23 protein-coding genes and 1 riboswitch are annotated in these 18,309 nt (G+C 59.1%); of the genes, 10 read left to right on the top strand and 13 right to left on the bottom strand.

What is annotated here, in order from left to right; genetic code table 11:
• Positions 1-7: 7 nt before the first annotated feature.
• Both MRBLRC7O_RS05805 and MRBLRC7O_RS05800 read right to left on the bottom strand, forming a co-directional pair.
• Complete coding sequence (locus MRBLRC7O_RS05805) at positions 8-658, bottom strand: glutathione S-transferase family protein (protein WP_060724176.1); 651 nt, start codon at positions 656-658, stop codon at positions 8-10.
• Complete coding sequence (locus MRBLRC7O_RS05800; protein ID WP_128286763.1) at positions 655-843, bottom strand: hypothetical protein; 189 nt, start codon at positions 841-843, stop codon at positions 655-657. Before MRBLRC7O_RS05800 ends, MRBLRC7O_RS05805 begins: the two co-directional genes overlap by 4 nt.
• 147 nt (positions 844-990) lie before the next feature.
• Here MRBLRC7O_RS05800 and MRBLRC7O_RS05795 point away from each other — a divergent pair, with 147 nt between their 5' ends.
• Positions 991-1,647 carry a peroxiredoxin gene (locus MRBLRC7O_RS05795; RefSeq protein ID WP_035217366.1) on the top strand — a complete coding sequence of 219 codons (657 nt, stop codon included), beginning with the start codon at positions 991-993 and terminating at the stop codon, positions 1,645-1,647.
• 67 nt (positions 1,648-1,714) lie between these two features.
• Here MRBLRC7O_RS05795 and MRBLRC7O_RS05790 read toward each other — a convergent pair whose 3' ends face one another.
• Together MRBLRC7O_RS05790 and MRBLRC7O_RS05785 are read right to left on the bottom strand one after the other, a co-directional pair.
• Positions 1,715-2,518 (bottom strand): hypothetical protein, encoded by an 804-nt coding sequence (locus MRBLRC7O_RS05790; protein WP_080866127.1) that lies wholly within the window; start codon positions 2,516-2,518, stop codon positions 1,715-1,717.
• Between the two features lie 32 nt (positions 2,519-2,550).
• Complete coding sequence (locus MRBLRC7O_RS05785) at positions 2,551-3,003, bottom strand: DUF5680 domain-containing protein (RefSeq protein ID WP_080866574.1); 453 nt, start codon at positions 3,001-3,003, stop codon at positions 2,551-2,553.
• A 165-nt stretch (positions 3,004-3,168) separates the two neighbouring features.
• Between MRBLRC7O_RS05785 and MRBLRC7O_RS05780 the strand changes: the two genes are divergently transcribed.
• The 3 genes from MRBLRC7O_RS05780 to fghA are packed head-to-tail and all read left to right on the top strand — an operon-like array spanning position 3,169 to position 5,171.
• The gene (locus tag MRBLRC7O_RS05780) at positions 3,169-3,624 is read left to right on the top strand and encodes a YaiI/YqxD family protein (protein WP_003502698.1); all 456 of its coding nucleotides are present in this window, start codon (positions 3,169-3,171) and stop codon (positions 3,622-3,624) included.
• 25 nt (positions 3,625-3,649) lie between these two features.
• Positions 3,650-4,309 (top strand): DUF1345 domain-containing protein, encoded by a 660-nt coding sequence (locus MRBLRC7O_RS05775; RefSeq protein WP_080864270.1) that lies wholly within the window; start codon positions 3,650-3,652, stop codon positions 4,307-4,309.
• A 28-nt stretch (positions 4,310-4,337) separates the two neighbouring features.
• The gene (fghA, locus tag MRBLRC7O_RS05770) at positions 4,338-5,171 is read left to right on the top strand and encodes an S-formylglutathione hydrolase (RefSeq protein WP_112540163.1); all 834 of its coding nucleotides are present in this window, start codon (positions 4,338-4,340) and stop codon (positions 5,169-5,171) included.
• Between the two features lie 60 nt (positions 5,172-5,231).
• On the opposite strand, the gene MRBLRC7O_RS05765 is transcribed toward fghA, so the two are convergent.
• The 6 genes from MRBLRC7O_RS05765 to crcB form a co-directional block, all read right to left on the bottom strand.
• Positions 5,232-5,621 carry a RidA family protein gene (locus tag MRBLRC7O_RS05765; RefSeq protein ID WP_003502695.1) on the bottom strand — a complete coding sequence of 130 codons (390 nt, stop codon included), beginning with the start codon at positions 5,619-5,621 and terminating at the stop codon, positions 5,232-5,234.
• A 204-nt stretch (positions 5,622-5,825) separates the two neighbouring features.
• Complete coding sequence (locus MRBLRC7O_RS05760) at positions 5,826-6,314, bottom strand: hypothetical protein (protein ID WP_003502694.1); 489 nt, start codon at positions 6,312-6,314, stop codon at positions 5,826-5,828.
• Between the two features lie 60 nt (positions 6,315-6,374).
• Positions 6,375-7,169, bottom strand: coding sequence for an ATP12 family chaperone protein (locus MRBLRC7O_RS05755; protein ID WP_003502693.1), 795 nt, complete (start codon positions 7,167-7,169; stop codon positions 6,375-6,377).
• Between the two features lie 29 nt (positions 7,170-7,198).
• The gene (locus MRBLRC7O_RS05750; protein WP_111820793.1) at positions 7,199-7,864 is read right to left on the bottom strand and encodes an HAD family hydrolase; all 666 of its coding nucleotides are present in this window, start codon (positions 7,862-7,864) and stop codon (positions 7,199-7,201) included.
• A gap of 5 nt (positions 7,865-7,869) precedes the next feature.
• Positions 7,870-8,859 (bottom strand): RluA family pseudouridine synthase, encoded by a 990-nt coding sequence (locus tag MRBLRC7O_RS05745; RefSeq protein ID WP_003502691.1) that lies wholly within the window; start codon positions 8,857-8,859, stop codon positions 7,870-7,872.
• A gap of 65 nt (positions 8,860-8,924) precedes the next feature.
• A complete protein-coding gene (gene crcB, locus MRBLRC7O_RS05740) occupies positions 8,925-9,302 on the bottom strand; it encodes a fluoride efflux transporter CrcB (RefSeq protein ID WP_003502690.1) in 378 nt (125 codons plus the stop codon).
• Between the two features lie 201 nt (positions 9,303-9,503).
• On the opposite strand from crcB, the gene MRBLRC7O_RS05735 reads away from it, so the two are divergent.
• Positions 9,504-9,824: a hypothetical protein gene (locus tag MRBLRC7O_RS05735; RefSeq protein ID WP_003502688.1), complete on the top strand. Its 321-nt coding sequence runs from the start codon at positions 9,504-9,506 to the stop codon at positions 9,822-9,824.
• A 222-nt stretch (positions 9,825-10,046) separates the two neighbouring features.
• Here the strand turns inward: MRBLRC7O_RS05735 and MRBLRC7O_RS05730 are convergent, their stop codons facing one another.
• Positions 10,047-11,021 (bottom strand): copper chaperone PCu(A)C domain-containing protein, encoded by a 975-nt coding sequence (locus tag MRBLRC7O_RS05730; RefSeq protein WP_080866124.1) that lies wholly within the window; start codon positions 11,019-11,021, stop codon positions 10,047-10,049.
• An 87-nt stretch (positions 11,022-11,108) separates the two neighbouring features.
• The gene (locus MRBLRC7O_RS05725) at positions 11,109-11,498 is read right to left on the bottom strand and encodes a hypothetical protein (RefSeq protein WP_035212415.1); all 390 of its coding nucleotides are present in this window, start codon (positions 11,496-11,498) and stop codon (positions 11,109-11,111) included.
• 165 nt (positions 11,499-11,663) lie between these two features.
• Between MRBLRC7O_RS05725 and MRBLRC7O_RS05720 the strand changes: the two genes are divergently transcribed.
• The 5 genes from MRBLRC7O_RS05720 to MRBLRC7O_RS05700 all read left to right on the top strand — a co-directional run bounded on the left by MRBLRC7O_RS05720 (position 11,664) and on the right by MRBLRC7O_RS05700 (position 17,658).
• Positions 11,664-11,849: a DUF3008 family protein gene (locus MRBLRC7O_RS05720; protein ID WP_020012481.1), complete on the top strand. Its 186-nt coding sequence runs from the start codon at positions 11,664-11,666 to the stop codon at positions 11,847-11,849.
• Positions 11,850-12,066: 217 nt separating this feature from the next.
• Positions 12,067-12,154, top strand: a riboswitch (glycine riboswitch).
• Between the two features lie 154 nt (positions 12,155-12,308).
• On the top strand, positions 12,309-13,448 hold the full coding sequence (gene gcvT, locus MRBLRC7O_RS05715; RefSeq protein WP_080866123.1) for a glycine cleavage system aminomethyltransferase GcvT: 1,140 nt from the start codon (positions 12,309-12,311) through the stop codon (positions 13,446-13,448).
• Between the two features lie 28 nt (positions 13,449-13,476).
• Positions 13,477-13,839 (top strand): glycine cleavage system protein GcvH, encoded by a 363-nt coding sequence (gene gcvH, locus MRBLRC7O_RS05710; RefSeq protein WP_003502678.1) that lies wholly within the window; start codon positions 13,477-13,479, stop codon positions 13,837-13,839.
• Positions 13,839-16,703, top strand: a complete 2,865-nt coding sequence (gene gcvP / locus MRBLRC7O_RS05705) for an aminomethyl-transferring glycine dehydrogenase (RefSeq protein ID WP_080866122.1) — start codon at positions 13,839-13,841, stop codon at positions 16,701-16,703. The genes gcvH and gcvP overlap by 1 nt, the downstream gene beginning before the upstream one ends.
• 151 nt (positions 16,704-16,854) lie before the next feature.
• A complete protein-coding gene (locus MRBLRC7O_RS05700) occupies positions 16,855-17,658 on the top strand; it encodes an endonuclease/exonuclease/phosphatase family protein (protein WP_080866121.1) in 804 nt (267 codons plus the stop codon).
• Between the two features lie 27 nt (positions 17,659-17,685).
• Here MRBLRC7O_RS05700 and MRBLRC7O_RS05695 read toward each other — a convergent pair whose 3' ends face one another.
• Positions 17,686-18,189, bottom strand: coding sequence for a hypothetical protein (locus tag MRBLRC7O_RS05695; RefSeq protein WP_003502673.1), 504 nt, complete (start codon positions 18,187-18,189; stop codon positions 17,686-17,688).
• Positions 18,190-18,309: the final 120 nt, after the last annotated feature.

Below are 18,309 nucleotides of genomic sequence, written 5' to 3'. Positions count from 1 at the left end.
CCGTCGCTCAGCCGTTCGACGCAGCCTTGAAAATCGCCAATTGGTCGGCAAATGCGCGTTTATAGGCGGGGCGCGCTTCGCCCCGGGCGACGTAGGCCGAGAGGTTCTCATATTCGTCGAGGATGCCTGAGCTTTTTATCCTTTGCAGCACGGACACCATCAGCAGATCGCCGGCGCTGAATCCGCCGTCGAGCCAGTCGGCGTCACCGAGGCGGTGGGACAGTTCGCCAAGCCGCTTGCGAATACGGTCATGGACGATCTGCAGGCGCTCGCTGTGCCAGCTCTTGTCCCTTTCGAGAAAGCCGGCGACAAAATGCTCGACGATGGGCGGCTCCATGGTGCTGAGTGCGGCGAACATCCACATGATCGCACGCGCCCGCGCATCCGCATCCTCTGGCAACAGGCCGGCATGACGTTCGGCTATATGCAGCACGATCGCCCCGGATTCAAACAGGACGAGTTCACCCTCCTCATAGGTCGGGATCTGCCCGAAGGGTTGAAGCGCAAGGTGCGCCGGCTCCCGCATCGCCTTGAAGGAAAGAAGGCGGACATCATAGGGCTGGCCCACTTCTTCGAACGCCCAGCGGACGCGCATATCGCGGGCGAGACCCTTGCCGCCATCGGGCGAGTGTTCAAAGGCGGTAATGGTGATTGTCATTGCTGTTCTCCATCACTCCCTGTGCGGAAACGCCCCGGAATGCCGTCGCCTGACGTGGCGTCACAATATGCGCTGGGATGAGCGAAAACAACGCCGGGATCGCCTTTCGAGTAATCCTGTCCTCCTGAAACAATCAACCGGGTGGAAATCGCGCAACTGCGACAAACGATGGAAATCAGGGTCATCAAATCTCTGTGGGGCTGAAGCAAACGCCACTGAGGCCGGATGAAAAGGCTGGCCATTTCATGCAAAAACTCTAAGCTCCAGCGCCGGACACGAATTGTCGAAAACCATCAGATTTTCACTTCAAATCATCAGGGAGAAAGCATCAGATGAGCCTGCGTATCAACGATATAGCACCAGACTTCACCGCCGAGACCACCCATGGTCCGGTGAGCTTTCACGACTGGATCGGCGACGGTTGGGCGGTCCTGTTTTCGCATCCGAAAAATTTCACGCCCGTCTGCACGACGGAACTTGGTGCGATGGGCGGCCTGCAGCCGGAATTCGAAAAACGCGGCGTGAAGATCATCGGCATTTCGGTCGATCCGGTTGAAAGCCATGAAAAATGGAAGAACGACATTCGCACCGCGACCGGTTTCAACGTCGATTATCCGCTGATCGGCGACAAGGACCTGAAGGTCGCGAAGCTCTACGACATGCTGCCGGCCGGTGCTGGCGACAGTTCCGAAGGCCGCACGCCTGCCGATAACGCCACCGTGCGCTCCGTCTTTGTCATCGGTCCCGACAAGAAGATCAAGCTGGTCCTCACCTACCCGATGACCACCGGCCGTAATTTCGAGGAAATTCTCCGCGCGATCGATTCCATCCAGCTCACCTCCAAACACCAGGTGGCGACACCTGCCAATTGGAAGCAGGGCGAGGATGTCATCATCACCGCAGCCGTTTCCAACGAAGATGCGATTGCTCGTTTCGGCTCCTACGACACGGTTCTTCCCTATCTGCGCAAGACCAAGCAGCCCGGCTGATTTTGAAACCTGTGATGGGGCGGTGAAAACGCATCGTCCCATCCGTTCTGGGGTATGACGGCGCGCCCTAGCCGGCTTCCTGCTTCGCGACGAGCAGCATTGGCCGATCATCGAGTTCGGCGGGGGTGAAGCGCGCAAGAAGATCGAAAGATGTTATGGCTTCACCGGCGGCGAAGCGTCGTCCGTTGACAACGAGATGTCCGAGGCCGAATATGGTGAGAAGCGCTTCCGTCGCATCTCCCGCTGGGCTATCGAAAAGCAGATTTGTCTGGCCGAAATGTTCCAGACCCGTTGTCCAGGCCCTGATCTTTTCCCCCTCTTCCGTCACAAAGGCTCCGAAGGCCAGCATCGTCGCCATTTGCTGCGGCTGATCCAGATGGCTGTTTGCATAGTTCAGATAGTCATCGAGATTGGCGCGGCCGACGATCATGTCCAGATAGTGCAACGCAACCGCCTGCATGGGGGCGAGCTGATGGATGCCGAGCAGGGTCGAGGCGATCTCGTTATGCGCGATTTCTGGATCATCTTCATCCGCCAGGATGAGAAATCTGAACTCGCATTGGTGTGTCGCACGGGTGAAATCGTCATATGCCGCTTTTGCATCGATACAAAAGGTCTTTGACCAGTCGACCCTCGCCTCTGCAACTTCCGGATATTGGGCCGGCGCAACCGGCGTCGCCACGACCGGCTCGGGAGTACCGACAAAAACCCTGGTTGCACCGCGCAGTCCGTCAAACACGCCCTTTTCGCCCAACCGCTCGCATTCATATCCCTCCTCGCCCCACGCTTCCGTCAGGGTCAAGTCCGAGATCGCGGGTTCGCTGTCGAAATAGAGTGTCGCCTTGAAAAATTGAGCGTCGCCATTTGCCATTGCAAATTCCCGTCCATGGCATTTCTTGCGCTCTATGGCTTTATGATCCCACCATGATAGTCAAGCCGGTACGTCTCGACATGTCCCCGGTAAATGCGCTCGACGCCAGTGAAGGACTGGAACTCACCCGCATTCGTATCGACATAGACCAGATTTTCCACCGGGTGGGTAAAGCCGCCGAGAAAGCGGCCCTGCCGATAGAGCGTGGAAAGCGACCGCTGAATGACCATTCCGGCTGTCGCACCGTCGATCATGTCGGGCCGGAGGATACGGCCGTAATAACTCATCGCCCAGAGGGCCGTCCCCTGATGCCAGACGACCTCCTGACCGATGAAATCAGTTCCCCCGAAATAGCTGTCGATATAGTGCCAGTCGCCGTTCTGATAGCCGAGATCGTGCGATCCCTTGCGCGTGGGCGTCGCGGATTTGTTGCCGCCGCCAACATACGTGGCAGACTTGGCCTGCACGATGAACTCTTCCAGCATGGTATCCCTCGAAAACAAGAACATAAAGAGAACATATGCCGTTTTTACGATCGTCGCAAGTACCACCTGCGCCCGCCATCCATCCCGTATTTCAGCTGTCGTGGGCTTGGTAATCGCGGCGTTTGCGCTTAGAAGCGTGGCAGGAAATGTCCGAAAAGAGTGTCCATGCCGCAAAACCCGCAAATCTATGTCGATGCCGATGCATGCCCCGTGAAGCCGGAGATTCTCAAGGTGGCGGAACGGCATGGGCTGGAAGTGACCTTTGTCGCCAATTCCGGTCTGCGCCCGTCGCGAGATCCCATGGTGAAAAACGTCATTGTTTCCGCCGGTTTCGACGCTGCGGACGACTGGATCGCCGATCATGCCGGTGAAAACGATATCGTCATCACCGCCGATGTGCCGCTTGCTGGCCGCTGTGTCGCCAAGGGTGCACTGGTCACCGGGCCGACGGGGCGCGTTTTTGACCAGTCGAATATCGGGATGGCGACGGCGATGCGCGACCTTGGTGCACATCTGCGTGAAACCGGTGAAAGCAAGGGATACAACGCGGCTTTTTCACCGCGCGATCGCTCCGCCTTTCTGGAGACGCTTGACCGTTTCTGCCGTCGTGTCAAAAAGTGACGGTGCCAACAGAAAGGTGCCGCCCATGACCCCGGCCAATATGAAAAGCAGCAGCTATCGCCGCCATCAACCTTTCGTCATTGCTTTTCTTGTCGGCGCCATGGGCCTTGGGCTGGCTCTGGTTCTGGCGCCGCCGCTGGCGATCGAGATCGCGGCCGTTCTGTTCTTCCTGACCTATCTCACATTGATTGGCTTTCGCCTGTCGGGCCTGACGGCGCAGCATCTGAAGGCGCATGCCGATAGCGACGATCTGCCCGCGGTCGCCATCATCGCCGTCACGCTGCTAGCCGTCGCTGTCGCCGTGGTGTCGCTGTTCCAAGCGCTCAACCACACGGGCGAGACGGTCTGGACGCTGCTCATCGCCTTTGCCTCGGTGATCTTGGGCTGGCTGACCATCCACACCATGACAGCCCTGCATTACGCCCATCTTTACTGGCGGCCGGCCACGGTGGACGGCAAGCGGCAGCATCGCGGCGGCATGGATTTTCCGGCGACCAAGGAACCCTGCGGTTACGACTTTCTCTACTTCGCCGTGGTGATCGGCATGACGGCGCAGACATCGGATGTGGGAATAACCACGACCGCCATGCGGAAGGTCACGCTGCTGCATTCCATCGTTTCTTTCTTCTTCAACACAGTTCTGGTAGCGGCGGCGGTCAATGCCGCGGTCTCGCTTGCGGGCTGAGCCGGATTTTTTCACAAGGAATGTCTTCATGAACATCATTTCGCAAAATACGGCCTTTGGCGGCATGCAGGGCGTATTTTCGCACACATCGGAAACCCTGAAATGTGAGATGACCTTTGCGGTTTACGTGCCGCCGAAGGCGATCCATGAGCCCTGCCCCGTCCTGTGGTATCTTTCCGGCCTCACCTGCACCCATGCCAACGTCATGGAAAAAGGCGAATATCGCCGCATGGCCGCCGAACTCGGGCTCATCATCGTCTGCCCGGACACCAGCCCGCGCGGCAATGACGTGCCGGACGAACTGACCAACTGGCAGATGGGCAAGGGCGCCGGATTTTATCTCGATGCCACGCAGGAACCCTGGTCCGAACATTACCAGATGTACAGCTATGTCACGGAAGAACTGCCCGCCCTCATCGGCCAGCATTTCCGTGCGGATATGAGCCGCCAGAGTATTTTCGGCCATTCGATGGGCGGCTATGGCGCGATGACCATGGCGCTCAAGAATCCCGGCCGTTTCAAAAGCTGCTCTGCCTTTGCACCGATCGTGGCTCCCTCGTCAGCCGACTGGTCAGAACCGGCGCTGGAAAAATATCTCGGTGCGGACAAGGCCGCATGGCGTCAATACGACGCCTGTGCGCTGGTCGAGGATGGCGCGCGTTTTCCCGAGTTCCTGATCGACCAGGGCAAGGCCGATAGTTTCCTTGAAAAAGGCCTGCGCCCCTGGCTCTTCGAAGAGGCGATCAAGGGCACGGATATCAGCCTGACGTTGCGCATGCATGACCGCTACGACCACTCCTACTACTTCATTTCCACCTTCATGGATGACCATCTGAAATGGCATGCCGAGCGGCTTGGATAAGGGTGGAGAAGCAAGCCGGCGGCGCCCTGTGAGCGCCGCCGTTTCAGGTTTGACCCGCTATTAAGGGATACGGGCAATGACCTTGATCTCGAAATCGAAGCCCGCGAGCCAGTTGACGCCGACAGCGGTCCAGTTCGGGTAAGGCTTTTGGCTGAAAATCTCCTGCTTGACGGTCATGATCGTTCCAAACTGGTTTTCCGGATCCGTGTGGAACGTCGTGATATCCACAATGTCGTCGAAAGTGCAGCCCGCCGCCTCGAGCGTTGCCTTGAGATTTTCGAAGGCCAGCCGGACCTGCCGTTCAAAATCAGGTTCAGGCGTTCCATCGGCACGGCTGCCGACCTGGCCGGAAACGAATAGCAGATCACCGGATTTGATGGCAGCAGAGTAGCCATGCTCTTCGTAAAGCGCGTGCCTGTGGGCGGGAAAAATTGCTTCGCGTTTACTCATTTCCATCTCTCTTTCAGCTGAGTGACGATGCCGCGCTCTATAGCGTCAGCGTCCAGTTTACATACGTTGCGTATGCGAGATAGGAACATACACTGCGTATGTCAAATAAATATACGCGATGTATGTGAGTGCGACACGCGGAACCAATGGTGGCGCGACATTGAGAAACGACGCATCGTGATTGTGCCACCGCTTCCGCGGACGTTACGGGAAGAGCGCCGTCGCAAGCGTCGTCGGGCCGGATCGGCTGAGCCTGAATTCGCGGATCACCCGTTCTGCAACGCCATAGGCGAGTTCCTGCTCGATAGACTGATTGTCGAAGCTGACGACAGTGGCGGTGAATTTGGCTTCGGCGATCACTTCTCCCGTCGCCACGGCGGCGGCGCGGACGATGACCTTGGCCGACGCCCTTTCTCCGAACAGGAAGGGGCCGCGCGTAACGGATGCGAGACGGATGGTCAGCACCACGCGCGGGCGGGTCTCTCCACGCGCCGTGGTCTTGATCGCATTCTGCACCTGCGCATGAATGGACTGCATCAGCGCCGGAGCGACATCCGGGCGGGCGGCGACGAATGCGCCGCGCACATCGTAAAGCAGCCGGTCGGTATTGGTCGCTTGCGGTTCCAGCCTGAAAGACATGAGCGTGAAACACGCCAGCACAAGAATGCCAAGGCGTTTCAGCGTGGTGATCATGATCAGCGGCTCCCCTTACGTGAGGTAGCCGCATATTCGGCCATCAGGGTTAGAAAAGCGTTAAGAAGCGCTCTTCAGGGACTCCAGAACATTGAGTGCCGCGCGCATGTCGACAAGCCTCACGGCGCGGCGCTCCAGCGCCTCCTCGTCCTCCCCCCATTGCTCGGCGGTCCAGTCCTCATCGAGATGGGCAAGCGCCCATGCTTCCTCCTGCGTCAGCTGCCCTTCCGCCAGCGCAAGCGCCAGAATGGCGGAGCCGGTCAGCGACGTCATGGTGTGAAGAGCGGCAAGTGCGATCGGTGTGTCATATTTCTTCAGCGTTACCGCGAAAGCCGCGATGGCTTCGCGCGGCTGGTCTTCATGCATCACGCCTTCAACGAGAATGAAGCGCGCGCCGAGCACATTGGCCGCCCAGTCCAGCACGGGATCCCAATGGTCCGTCTGTCGCGCAACCAGCGCTTCCGGGTCACCGGCGCGGTAGCAGAGAAGATCGGAGGAAGAAAACCGGAGGATATCCTCGAAAACCGCCTGGGTGTCGTTGGCGACGCCATCGATGGCGGTATTCACATGGCGCGATACCGGCATGACCACCGGGTTCACCACCTCCTTCTGGGCATCCCACTCCTCGCGAAGCAGTTCAGCCAGCGCGTGCGACGGGACGGTCAGCGGCTTCTTGGCGGGCGTGCGCAGCGGCTTGCCATCGAGAAGGATGGTAAAGCCGCCCTCCTCCACCTCTCCGACGGTGACATCCTTGTAGAACCGCTTCGGCAAAGGTTTCTGCATCTGGATTTGCGCGCGCAGGATCGGGTCGGGGTGGCTCAGGCCCTCCGAAAGGTCGTTCAGGAGATCACGCATGGCACGTCCTCATCAGTCGGATAGAAAGGTTAGAGATTATCGGCCGGAACATAGGCCGGAATTTCACGCGGATGGCTGACAACCGCATCTGCGCCCGCCGTCCAGAGTTCATCGACGGAAGCATAACCCCAGGCGACGCCGATCGCTTTTGCGCCCGCAGCCTTGGCCATCTGCATGTCATAGACCGCATCGCCGATCACGATAGTATCGGCCGGAACCATGCCGGTTTCGTGGCAACACTCCATGACCATGGCCGGATGTGGCTTTGACGGGCAATCATCCGCCGTGCGCGAAACGATGAAGTGTTCGGCAAAGCCGTGGGTTTCGAGAATATGGGTGAGCCCGCGCCTTCCCTTGCCGGTCACCGCGCCGATCAGCACGTCGTCCCGTTTCGACAGTGTGTCGATCAGCGGCGCGATACCGTCGAAGAGCGGCGTCGTCATTTCGGGACGCTCGCGCAGGGGATGATAAACTTCCCTGTAACGCTGCGTCATCGCCTGCGCCTCCTCATCCACATGCGCCTTGCCGAGCATGCGGGCGATGGCGATATCCAGCGTCAGCCCGATGATTGCCTTGGTCTGTGAGATATCAGGCCGCGGCTTGCCAAAATCGGCAAAGGTTTCGACCATGACCGCATGGATCAGGCCGGCGCTGTCCACCAATGTGCCGTCGCAATCGAAAAGAACGAGCTTCATAGCTTTCAGTCTTCCCTGTCGCCATCGGCCACGTCGAGGCCGAGCAGGTTCCAGGTCTGCACCATATGCGGCGGCAAAGGTGCGCTGACCCGAAGCCGGCCCCCATTCGGATGCGGAATGTCGATATGGCGCGCATGCAGATGCAGGCGCTTCTGGATGCCGCCTGGGAAATCCCAGTTCGGATCGTCGATATAATATTTGGGATCACCGATGATCGGGTGGCCCATATGCAGCGCGTGAACGCGGAGCTGATGGGTGCGGCCGGTATAGGGTTCCATCTCCAGCCAGGCGAGGTTCTGCGCGGCGGTATCGATGACACGGTAATAGGAAACGGCGTGATCGGCCCCCTCCTCGCCATGCTTGGCGATACGCATGCGGTCGCCATCCATGGTCTGTTCCTTGACCAGCCAGGTAGAAATCTTGTCCTGGTGCTTGCGCGGAACGCCCTTGACCAGCGCCCAATAGGTCTTCTTGGTGTCGCGCTCGCGGAAGGCGGCCGTCAGCTTCTGCGCAGCACCGCGGGTGCGGGCAACCACCAGCACGCCGGAGGTATCGCGGTCGAGGCGGTGCACCAGACGCGGCTTTTCGCCCTTAGGGCTGGTCCAGGCTTCCAGAAGCCCGTCGATATGGCGGTTGACGCCGGAACCGCCCTGAACGGCGATGCCGGCCGGCTTGTTGAAAACGAAAACCTTGTCGTCTTCATGCAAGAGCATGCGCGCCAGAAGTTCCGCGTCTTCCGAATGTTTGAGATCCCTTGATCCGATCGGTCCGCTTTTGACCTTGAGATCGGAATCGACCGGCGGCACGCGCACCATCTGTCCCGGCTGCACCCGCGCATCCGTCTTCACCCGGCCGCCATCCACGCGCACCTGTCCGGATCGCAACAGCTTCTGCAACTGTCCGAAACCAAGTCCCGGATAGTGAATCTTGAACCAGCGATCGAGGCGCATACCGGCCTCGTCGGCCCCGACCTTGATATGCTCGATACCTGCCATGAAATTTCCAGTCTCTCTGTCTTGATCGCGCGCCCGTTGTTCGGCGCGCCGTTTGGATCAAGCCTTTAGAACAAGTTGCGGCCCAAGGCCAGCCCGGCGAAAACCGCAGCAATGGAAACCACAAGACTTGCAAGGACGTAAACGGCCGAAAGGCCGAGCGCACCGCGTTCGAAAAGCGCCACCGCATCGAGCGAGAAGGACGAAAATGTCGTGAACCCGCCGAGCACGCCGGTGACGAGAAACAGGCGCATTTCCATCGAGGCGTTCAGCCGCCGCGCCACAAGCTCGACCAACAGGCCGATGAGGAAAGACCCGACCACATTAACCGCAAGCGTTCCCCAGGGGAAATTGGGCCCGGCCAGCCGCACGCTCCAGACGCCGACCAGATAACGGAACACGGAACCGATGGCGCCGCCTGTCGCGACAAGAGCGATATTGATCATGGGAATGGTATCTCCGGAAATTACCGGACCTGTGAAGTCCGACGCATTTCTAGACCAAGGGCACAGCGGACGAAAGCCCTTTGGCAGGCGTCTTCGTCCACTAAAATACGATTAAATTGCAGCGTCGCGATTTAGCCTTCCAACAAGATGCGGCTGCTAATCTCGTTTTTTTAAGGGTCGGCGACAATTGCCGGGGGTTGGATGACACAGGTTCTTTCTGTTTCCGCGAATACGGCAGCCTATGCGCTGGAAGCCGTGAAGCCATCGCAGCGCGTTCCGCGCAAAAGCGAAGTGGAAGAGGCCATTCACGAATTGGCGCGCAAGGCCGAAGGTGGGGATGACTTCCAGCTGCGCGGCATGATGACGGTGATCAAGCCACCCGCCCTGACGCTCTATTTCCTGACCGTTGCCAGCCAGCGCCACGAGCCGCAGGCGACACTGGAGCAGGCCGTTGAGGCCTATGAGGAAAACAGCACCACGCAAAAATCCAGAAATGACGTGTTAGATCATACCGATATATAGGTATCTTAATTTGGTTTCTCGGTCTCTTGACCACGTCGAACGGACATTCGCGTTCAGCTTGGTGTCAGCTTGATTTTCTAGATATTTTCGACCGAATTCGGAAAATCGCGATGGCAGATGCCCTCTCCCTTTTTCCATCACGGCGCTGAAGAACAAATACAATATATGAAAAATTTGCGGCTACCGGACCTGTCACGCGTTCCGGTAGCCGCTTTTCATTGGTCAATTATGCTTGTGGTCGCTGCCGCCCTTGGCTGCGCCAGCGGAGAGCACGATGTCGACCTTGCCGGCCTTTTCGAAGATCAACGTCACCGGCACCTTGTCGCCTTCGGCAAAGGGCTTCTTTACATCAAAGAACATCATGTGCAGACCGCCGGGCTTCAGCTCCACTGTCTGCCCTGCGGGAATGACGATGCCGTCATCCAGCTTGCGCATTTTCATGACGTCGTTGACCATGGCCATTTCATGGATTTCGGCACGACCGGCAGCCGAGGATTCAACGCCGACCAGCTTGTCGTCGCTATCGCCGGTATTCTTGATCGACACATAGCCGCCGCCCACGGGCTGGCCCGGCAACATGGCCTTGGTCGTGCCGCCAGACACTTCGAGGCTGCCGGCCTTCACGACATCCATATCCATGCTCATGCCGGCATGGTCATGGCCACCCGCATGCGCCTTGGCGGTGACCTTGATGGTCGGCGCCGGGCTTTTCAGGGAATGAGGATCGACGCCGACCGCCGCGACCTCATCCCAGGATACCTTGCCCTTGTCACCGCAAAGCTGCGTTACCTTGAAGGGCAGGTCCTGCCCCGCTGCGATACCGGAAATCTTACCCTGCACCGCGAAGGTATCGTAAAACTCGTCCGGCAGGTTGCCGCCCTTCCAGCGAATTTCGATCGGACCGCTTTTGATCTCCTTGCCGTGGTTCTTATAGGCCTTCTGGTAGTCGCCCTTGATGATCTCCAGCTCCCAGCCGGCCTTGGGCTGCGGCTTGGCGGAAATGAAGCCTTCCGGCAGCTTGATCTGGACTTCGGTAGTGGCGAGCCCGCCGTCACAGCCATGCGGCACCTGAAGGGCCGCAACGACGGTGCTGTCCTGTTCGGCCGAACCCTCAACGAATGTGGCATGGGCAAAAGCCTGTGCAGTCGAAACCGAGGCGACGAAAAGGCCGCAGGTGATGATCTTGGTGGTTTTCATTTGCTTGTCCCTGCGACTGCTACCCTCTGGGTCTGCGCAGCCGCTCCGTGCCGCCAAAGACGGCGATTATCCCGTTAAAACGAAAAATCAGGCGGACTGGGGTGGCGGGCCGCGCGCGGCGGGTTGCTGGATCGTCAGGACGGAGCGGAAGCTCCATTCCGCAGAGAGACGATTGTCGAGCCAGGCAAATTGGGTCTTCAGCCAACCTTCCGTATCGGGCATGGGCAGAAGAATGGACGATGCCAGCAGGCACGCCTCGCAGAAGAGGATGGCGTCACCCGAATGGGTCGGGCTGTCCTTGGTGTGGGAGGCATTCAAACCGCCGGCGTGGCCGAGGCAGATTTCGGCAAAGGTGCCATCCGGAAGCCGGTAGCTCTCGTCGAGGACAACCTCCGGGGCGACGGCAAGTGCGGGCTTGTGGGCAAAACCGAGCGACAACATCAGGGTCGCGCAGAAAATGCGAAGCACCTTCTCCATCCCTGTCAGCCATCGTTTTTGATTTGCATCCATAATCCCATGCGATATCCCGCTTTCCTGCCGATTTCAAAGGGGAATTTTGCCGCAGGCTTAACAGTTGCAAGGGAACAATCGCCGCAAGGCGGCATTTCCCCGTCGGAACCACCGTTTCAAGGGAGATCCGACATGCCAGCCAAATCGAAAGCCCAGCAGAAAGCCGCCGGCGCCGCACTCGCCGCCAAACGGGGTGAGACGAAGAAATCCAGTTTACAAGGTGCTTCAAAAAGCATGGAGAAGTCTATGACAGAAAAGGAACTTGAGGATTTCGCTTCGACGAAACGCAAGGGCCTGCCGGAGAAAAAATCCGATTAGAAACACCTTTTCTCGCCAGCCCAAATCCACGCGCTAGAAAAGCCTCATCGCGCCCATGCGAGCCGCATCGACCGGGCTATTCCGACGGGTACGAAACGCGGTCTCAAAACCGTCATACCGGACAGGATAGATGTCGATGGCGCAGATGGAGCAAGAATCTGTTCAGATGCGTCATTTCGTCCTTGCCAATAACGGGCCTTCGAAGATAATGAGCGTCGCATCATCGTTGGGAGAAACCGCTTCAATGCGGTGCCGAAGGAGCAACCGCCCCGGAAACTCTCAGGCAAAAGGACCAGCGGTGACGACGGAACTCTGGAGAGAAGCCACCTTTCATAAGGACGGCTCGCCGAAGGGATAACAATCTCAGGCGACAAGGACAGAGGGGGCTCTTGAACCCGGCGCGTTTCTCGCGTCATGACCTGAGCCCGCGCGATCTTTCGCGCAACCCTGGAGGCGTCCTTGGACGATACCGCCGAGCTTGACATCACGCCATTGCATTCCCTGCATCTTTCGCTTGGCGCCCGCATGGTGCCGTTTGCCGGTTACGACATGCCGGTTCAATATCCGGCCGGCGTTCTGAAGGAACATCTTCAGACTCGCACCTCCGCCGGTCTCTTTGACGTGTCCCACATGGGCCAGGTGATCCTGAAGGCGAAATCCGGCAACAATGCAGATGCCGCACTTGCGCTGGAAAAGCTGGTGCCGGTCGACATTCTCGGCCTCAAGGAAGGTCGTCAGCGTTACGGTTTCTTCACCGATGAAAACGGCTGCATTCTGGACGACCTGATGATCACCAATCGCGGCGATCATCTTTTTGTCGTCGTCAATGCATCCTGCAAACACGCCGATGTCGCGCATATGAAGGCGCATCTTTCCGGCGACTGCGAGATTACCCTTCTCGATGATCGGGCGCTTATCGCGCTGCAGGGACCGCGCGCGGAAGCGGTTCTGGCGGAACTGTGGGCCGGCATCTCTGAAATGAAGTTCATGGATGTGCTGGAAATTCCGCTGCATGACGTGCCCTGCATCGTCTCCCGTTCCGGTTATTCCGGCGAGGATGGTTTTGAAATCTCCGTACCCGCCGCAAAGGCGGAAGAAATTGCCAAGGCCCTGCTCGAGCATCCCGATTGCGAGCCGATCGGTCTTGGCGCGCGTGACAGCCTGCGTCTCGAAGCCGGTCTTTGTCTTTATGGCAACGATATCGACACCACGACCTCCCCGATCGAAGCCTCGCTCGAATGGGCGATCCAGAAGGCGCGCCGCGCCGGTGGCGATCGCGAAGGTGGCTTTCCGGGCGCGAAACGCATTCTCGGCGAACTGAAAGACGGCACATCGCGCCGCCGCGTCGGCCTGAAGCCCGAGGGCAAGGCGCCGGTGCGCGGCCATTCCAAGCTTTTTGCGGATGCTGAGGGCAAGACGGAAATCGGCGAAGTGACCTCCGGCGGCTTCGGCCCATCGGTCGAAGGTCCCGTCGCCATGGGTTACGTGCCAACGGCCTACACGGCTCCCGGCACGGCGATCTTTGCGGAAGTGCGCGGTAAATACCTGCCCGTCACCGTCGCTGCCCTGCCCTTCATCAAGCCCACCTATAAACGATAATCTTCATCCCATCTCCGGAGAGAATACGATGCTGAAATTTACCGCAGAACACGAATGGCTGAAGTTCGAAGGCGATATCGCCACCGTTGGCATTACCAGCCACGCCGCTGAACAGCTTGGCGACCTCGTCTTCGTCGAATTGCCGGAAGTGGGCGCCACCTTCTCCAAGGATGGCGACGCAGCGACCGTTGAATCCGTCAAGGCGGCTTCCGATGTCTATTGTCCGCTGGATGGCGAAGTGGTGGAAATCAACCAGGCCATCGTTGACGACCCCTCGCTGGTCAATTCGGACCCGCAGGGTGCCGGCTGGTTCTTCAAGCTGAAGCTTTCCAACGCCGCGGATGCCGATACGCTGCTCGACGAGGCAGCCTACAAGGAGCTGATCGCGTAATGACGACGCCCACGGAATTTCATTTCACCGACTATCAGCCCTATGATTTCGCCAACCGGCGTCACATCGGGCCGTCGCCGTCGGAAATGGCTGACATGCTGAAGGTCGTTGGCTACAAAAGCCTCGACGCGCTCATCGACGCCACCGTTCCCTCCTCCATCCGCCAGAAGGTGCCGCTCACCTGGGGTGCCGCGTTGACCGAACGCGAGGCGCTCGACCGCCTGCGCGAAACGGCCAACAAGAACCAGGTGCTGACCTCGCTGATCGGTCAGGGTTATTACGGCACGATCACGCCGCCGGTCATCCAGCGCAACATTTTGGAAAACCCGGCCTGGTACACGGCCTATACGCCTTACCAGCCGGAAATCAGCCAGGGTCGTCTTGAGGCGCTGCTGAACTACCAGACCATGGTCTGCGACCTGACCGGCCTCGATGTCGCCAACGCATCGCTGCTCGATGAAGCAACGGCCGCAGCCGAAGCAATGGCCATGTGCCAGCGCGTTGCCAAGTCCAAGGCAACCGCCTTCTTCGTGGATGCCAATTGCCATCCGCAGACCATCGCGCTGATCGAGACCCGTGCTGCCCCGCTCGGTTGGAAGGTAATCGTCGGCAACCCGTTCACCGATCTCGATCCGGTCGACGTGTTCGGCGCGATCTTCCAGTATCCGGGCACCCACGGCCATGTCAGCGACTTCTCCGGCCTGATTTCCCGCCTGCACCAGACGGGTGCCATCGCTGCCGTTGCCGCCGATCTTCTGGCGCTGACGCTGTTGAAGTCACCCGGTGAAATGGGTGCGGATATCGCCATCGGCACCTCGCAGCGTTTCGGCGTTCCAGTCGGCTATGGTGGTCCGCATGCGGCCTACATGGCCGTCAAGGATGCGCATAAGCGCTCGATGCCCGGCCGTCTGGTCGGCGTCTCGGTGGATGCGCGCGGCAATCGCGCCTATCGCCTGTCGCTGCAGACCCGCGAGCAGCATATCCGCCGCGAGAAGGCCACCTCCAACATCTGCACCGCGCAGGTACTCTTGGCCGTCATGGCCTCGATGTACGGCGTCTTCCACGGCCCGCAGGGCATCAAGGCCATAGCCCAGCAGACCCACCAGAAGGCCGTTCTGATGGCCAAGGGTCTGGAGAAACTTGGCTACGTCATCGAGCCGGAGACCTTCTTCGATACTATCACCGTCGAAGTTGGCCATATGCAGGGCGTCATCCTGCGCTCGGCCGTTGCGGAAGGCGTGAACCTGCGCAAGGTCGGCGCGACCAAGATCGGCATGAGCCTTGACGAGCGCACGCGCCCGGCGACGCTTGAGGCCGTCTGGCGCGCATTCGGCGGCAATTTCTCGATCTCGGATTTCGAGCCGGAATATCGCCTGCCGAAGGAACTGCTGCGCACCAGCCAGTACATGACGCATCCGATCTTCCACATGAACCGTGCCGAAAGCGAGATGACCCGTTACATCCGCCGTCTTTCGGACCGTGATCTGGCGCTCGACCGCTCGATGATCCCGCTCGGTTCCTGCACCATGAAACTGAACGCAACAGCGGAGATGCTGCCGATCACCTGGCCGGAATTTTCCGACATCCACCCCTTCGTGCCGGCCAATCAGGCGCTCGGTTACAAGGAAATGATCGACGATCTCTCCGAAAAGCTGTGCTCGGTCACCGGTTACGACGCCTTCTCCATGCAGCCGAATTCCGGCGCGCAGGGGGAATATGCGGGGCTTCTGACCATCCGCAACTACCACCTCGCCAATGGCGGCACACATCGCGACGTCTGCCTCATTCCGACCTCCGCGCATGGCACCAATCCTGCCTCCGCGCAGATGGTCGGCATGAAAGTGGTGCCGGTGAAAGTGCGGGAAAATGGCGATATTGATATCGACGATTTCCGAGCAAAAGCAGAGCAGTATGCGGAAAACCTCTCGTGCTGCATGATCACCTATCCGTCCACCCATGGCGTGTTTGAGGAGACGGTTCGCGAGATTTGCGAGATCACCCATAAACACGGTGGTCAGGTCTATCTTGACGGCGCCAACATGAACGCCATGGTCGGTCTTGCCCGTCCCGGCGATATCGGTTCCGACGTCAGCCACCTCAACCTGCACAAGACCTTCTGCATCCCGCATGGCGGCGGCGGTCCGGGCATGGGGCCGATCGGCGTCAAGGCGCATCTTGCTCCCTATCTTCCCGGCCATCCGACGACGGACGGTCGTGAAGGTGCCGTTTCGGCTGCCCCCTTCGGCTCGCCGTCGATCCTGCCGATTTCCTGGAGCTACTGCCTGATGATGGGCGGCGAAGGGCTGACGCAGGCGACCAAGGTTGCGATCCTCAACGCCAACTACATCGCCGAACGGCTGAAGGGCGCTTACGACGTGCTCTACAAGTCCGAAACGGGACGTGTGGCGCATGAGTGCATCATCGACACCCGGCCCTTGGCGGATAGCTGCGGCGTGACGGTGGACGATGTTGCAAAGCGCCTCATCGACTGCGGTTTCCATGCGCCGACCATGAGCTGGCCGGTTGCCGGCACGCTGATGATCGAGCCGACGGAATCCGAGACCAAGGCGGAAATCGACCGTTTCTGCGATGCCATGCTGGCGATCCGCGAGGAAGCCCGCGACATCGAGGAAGGCCGTGCGGACAAGACCAACAATCCGCTGAAGAACGCGCCGCACACGGTAGAAGATCTCGTCGGCGAGTGGGATCGTCCCTACAGCCGCGAACAGGGTTGCTTCCCGCCCGGCGCCTTCCGCATCGACAAATACTGGTCGCCTGTGAACCGCATCGACAACGTCTATGGCGACCGTAACCTCATCTGCACCTGCCCGCCGATGGAGGCCTACGCCGAAGCCGCCGAATAAGGCATTCGGTGCAAACAAACACAAAAAGGCCCGGAGCGATCCGGGCCTTTTTCGTTACGGCAACAACATTTCGCGACCTCGCTGCACACGATTGATCGTCATCCGTTCCATGCTAAAACGGGTGCCACAATCAAGCGGTGATGGAGTGTGAATGCGTCTGATTTGCCTGAATGGTTGGGGCGGAAAGCTTCATGACGAGCTTGTTCCCTATATCTCCTCATCCGATCCCGATATTCTTTGCCTGCAAGAGGTGGTGCACACGCCGACTGCCTTGCAGGACTGGCTGAGCTATCGCGATCACGGCATCGACCTGCCGCAAAGAGCGAACTTCTTCAGCGATATCGCCGAGGCCTTGCCAAATCATCTGGCGATTTTCTGCCCGGCGGCGCAGGGCGATCTCTGGCATGGTGAGATCAGGTATCCTTCCCAATGGGGGCTGGCGACCTTCGTGCGCAAATCCATTGCCATCGTTGCGCAGGCTCAGGGTTTCGTGCACGGCACCTTTTCCGCAGATGGATACGGCGATCATCCACGGTCTCGCACGGGCCACGCCATCAGGGTTTTCGATTTCACGACCGGTCAACCGGTTGTCATTGCCCATATGCACGGGCTGCGCGACCCCAACGGCAAACACGATATCCCTGCCCGTCTGGCGCAGGCGAAACGCCTCGTGCAACTTGTCAAAAACATTGCGGAAGATGGCGACCGGATCGTCGTCTGCGGTGACTTTAATGTTCTACCCGACAGTGACACCTTCACTGTGCTGAAGGAACTGGACCTCATCGAACTCGTCACGACACGCGGTTTTACCGACACGCGGACCTCGCATTATGCCAAAGCGAACCGTTATGCGGATTACATGCTGGTCAATCCGGCTGTGAAGGTCGATCATTTTGATGTGGTGAGGCAGCCAGAGGTCTCGGATCATTGCCCACTGCTGCTCGAATTCCGCTAAAAACCCGCATTTTTACGACCGGCTGCGTCAGCGCACCAGCCGGATATCGCTCGTCACCACCGTCTTGCCGGTCCTGCCGTCCTTGTCGGTGGTGCGAAGCCGCAGGCCGTTTTGCCCCACTTTTTCGATGGTCATTGCGGCGACGCGGTCGCCGTTGATATCGCGGTTCCAGCGAACCGTCAGGTTGATTGCGTTTCCTTGCCGCGTGCCGGAAAGGGCAGACGGGCGGCCGGAGGGTCCGGTATAGGCGCCGCTGTAGCGGCCGCCTTTCTCCGAGAGATCGGCTGCGATTGCGCGCTTGACCACCAGAAGGCCGAGGCAGGTGCCGGACATGTTGAGCGACGATGTCCCCGCATTGGAATTCAGCGTGCAATTGACATTTATCGGCGGCATGCCAATCCGGGTAATCACGGTTCCCTTCCCCGCCCATGTGCCTTTCAGCGACGAGAGGAATTCGCGTTCGTCCGCAAATGCCGGCTGCACGCCGAGCAATCCTGCGGAGAATAAAATGACGAGAACCGTGGTTTTCATGGCGAGTATCCGTTGTTTTTCACGAAGACTAACTCGCTTGCACCGTCAAACGTTCCTCCGGCTTATTCTGTAACTGTCAAAAACATCGGGTGGCTTATATTTCTGTCGTGCCAATGCAAC

The organism is Agrobacterium radiobacter (genome assembly GCF_040801995.1).
In the GTDB taxonomy this organism is placed as follows: domain Bacteria; phylum Pseudomonadota; class Alphaproteobacteria; order Rhizobiales; family Rhizobiaceae; genus Agrobacterium; species Agrobacterium radiobacter.
The sequence above is the reverse complement of the archived record's forward strand: the minus strand, read 5'-3'. Positions and strand labels throughout refer to the sequence as shown.

Coding starts and splice junctions, on each gene's coding strand:
- MRBLRC7O_RS05805 (WP_060724176.1), bottom strand. CDS start 658: ATGACAATCACCATTACCGCCTTTGAACACTCGCCCGATGGCGGCAAG.
- MRBLRC7O_RS05800 (WP_128286763.1), bottom strand. CDS start 843: ATGACCCTGATTTCCATCGTTTGTCGCAGTTGCGCGATTTCCACCCGG.
- MRBLRC7O_RS05795 (WP_035217366.1), top strand. CDS start 991: ATGAGCCTGCGTATCAACGATATAGCACCAGACTTCACCGCCGAGACC.
- MRBLRC7O_RS05790 (WP_080866127.1), bottom strand. CDS start 2,518: ATGGCAAATGGCGACGCTCAATTTTTCAAGGCGACACTCTATTTCGAC.
- MRBLRC7O_RS05785 (WP_080866574.1), bottom strand. CDS start 3,003: ATGCTGGAAGAGTTCATCGTGCAGGCCAAGTCTGCCACGTATGTTGGC.
- MRBLRC7O_RS05780 (WP_003502698.1), top strand. CDS start 3,169: ATGCCGCAAAACCCGCAAATCTATGTCGATGCCGATGCATGCCCCGTG.
- MRBLRC7O_RS05775 (WP_080864270.1), top strand. CDS start 3,650: ATGACCCCGGCCAATATGAAAAGCAGCAGCTATCGCCGCCATCAACCT.
- fghA (WP_112540163.1), top strand. CDS start 4,338: ATGAACATCATTTCGCAAAATACGGCCTTTGGCGGCATGCAGGGCGTA.
- MRBLRC7O_RS05765 (WP_003502695.1), bottom strand. CDS start 5,621: ATGAGTAAACGCGAAGCAATTTTTCCCGCCCACAGGCACGCGCTTTAC.
- MRBLRC7O_RS05760 (WP_003502694.1), bottom strand. CDS start 6,314: ATGATCACCACGCTGAAACGCCTTGGCATTCTTGTGCTGGCGTGTTTC.
- MRBLRC7O_RS05755 (WP_003502693.1), bottom strand. CDS start 7,169: ATGCGTGATCTCCTGAACGACCTTTCGGAGGGCCTGAGCCACCCCGAC.
- MRBLRC7O_RS05750 (WP_111820793.1), bottom strand. CDS start 7,864: ATGAAGCTCGTTCTTTTCGATTGCGACGGCACATTGGTGGACAGCGCC.
- MRBLRC7O_RS05745 (WP_003502691.1), bottom strand. CDS start 8,859: ATGGCAGGTATCGAGCATATCAAGGTCGGGGCCGACGAGGCCGGTATG.
- crcB (WP_003502690.1), bottom strand. CDS start 9,302: ATGATCAATATCGCTCTTGTCGCGACAGGCGGCGCCATCGGTTCCGTG.
- MRBLRC7O_RS05735 (WP_003502688.1), top strand. CDS start 9,504: ATGACACAGGTTCTTTCTGTTTCCGCGAATACGGCAGCCTATGCGCTG.
- MRBLRC7O_RS05730 (WP_080866124.1), bottom strand. CDS start 11,021: ATGAAAACCACCAAGATCATCACCTGCGGCCTTTTCGTCGCCTCGGTT.
- MRBLRC7O_RS05725 (WP_035212415.1), bottom strand. CDS start 11,498: ATGGAGAAGGTGCTTCGCATTTTCTGCGCGACCCTGATGTTGTCGCTC.
- MRBLRC7O_RS05720 (WP_020012481.1), top strand. CDS start 11,664: ATGCCAGCCAAATCGAAAGCCCAGCAGAAAGCCGCCGGCGCCGCACTC.
- gcvH (WP_003502678.1), top strand. CDS start 13,477: ATGCTGAAATTTACCGCAGAACACGAATGGCTGAAGTTCGAAGGCGAT.
- gcvP (WP_080866122.1), top strand. CDS start 13,839: ATGACGACGCCCACGGAATTTCATTTCACCGACTATCAGCCCTATGAT.
- MRBLRC7O_RS05700 (WP_080866121.1), top strand. CDS start 16,855: ATGCGTCTGATTTGCCTGAATGGTTGGGGCGGAAAGCTTCATGACGAG.
- MRBLRC7O_RS05695 (WP_003502673.1), bottom strand. CDS start 18,189: ATGAAAACCACGGTTCTCGTCATTTTATTCTCCGCAGGATTGCTCGGC.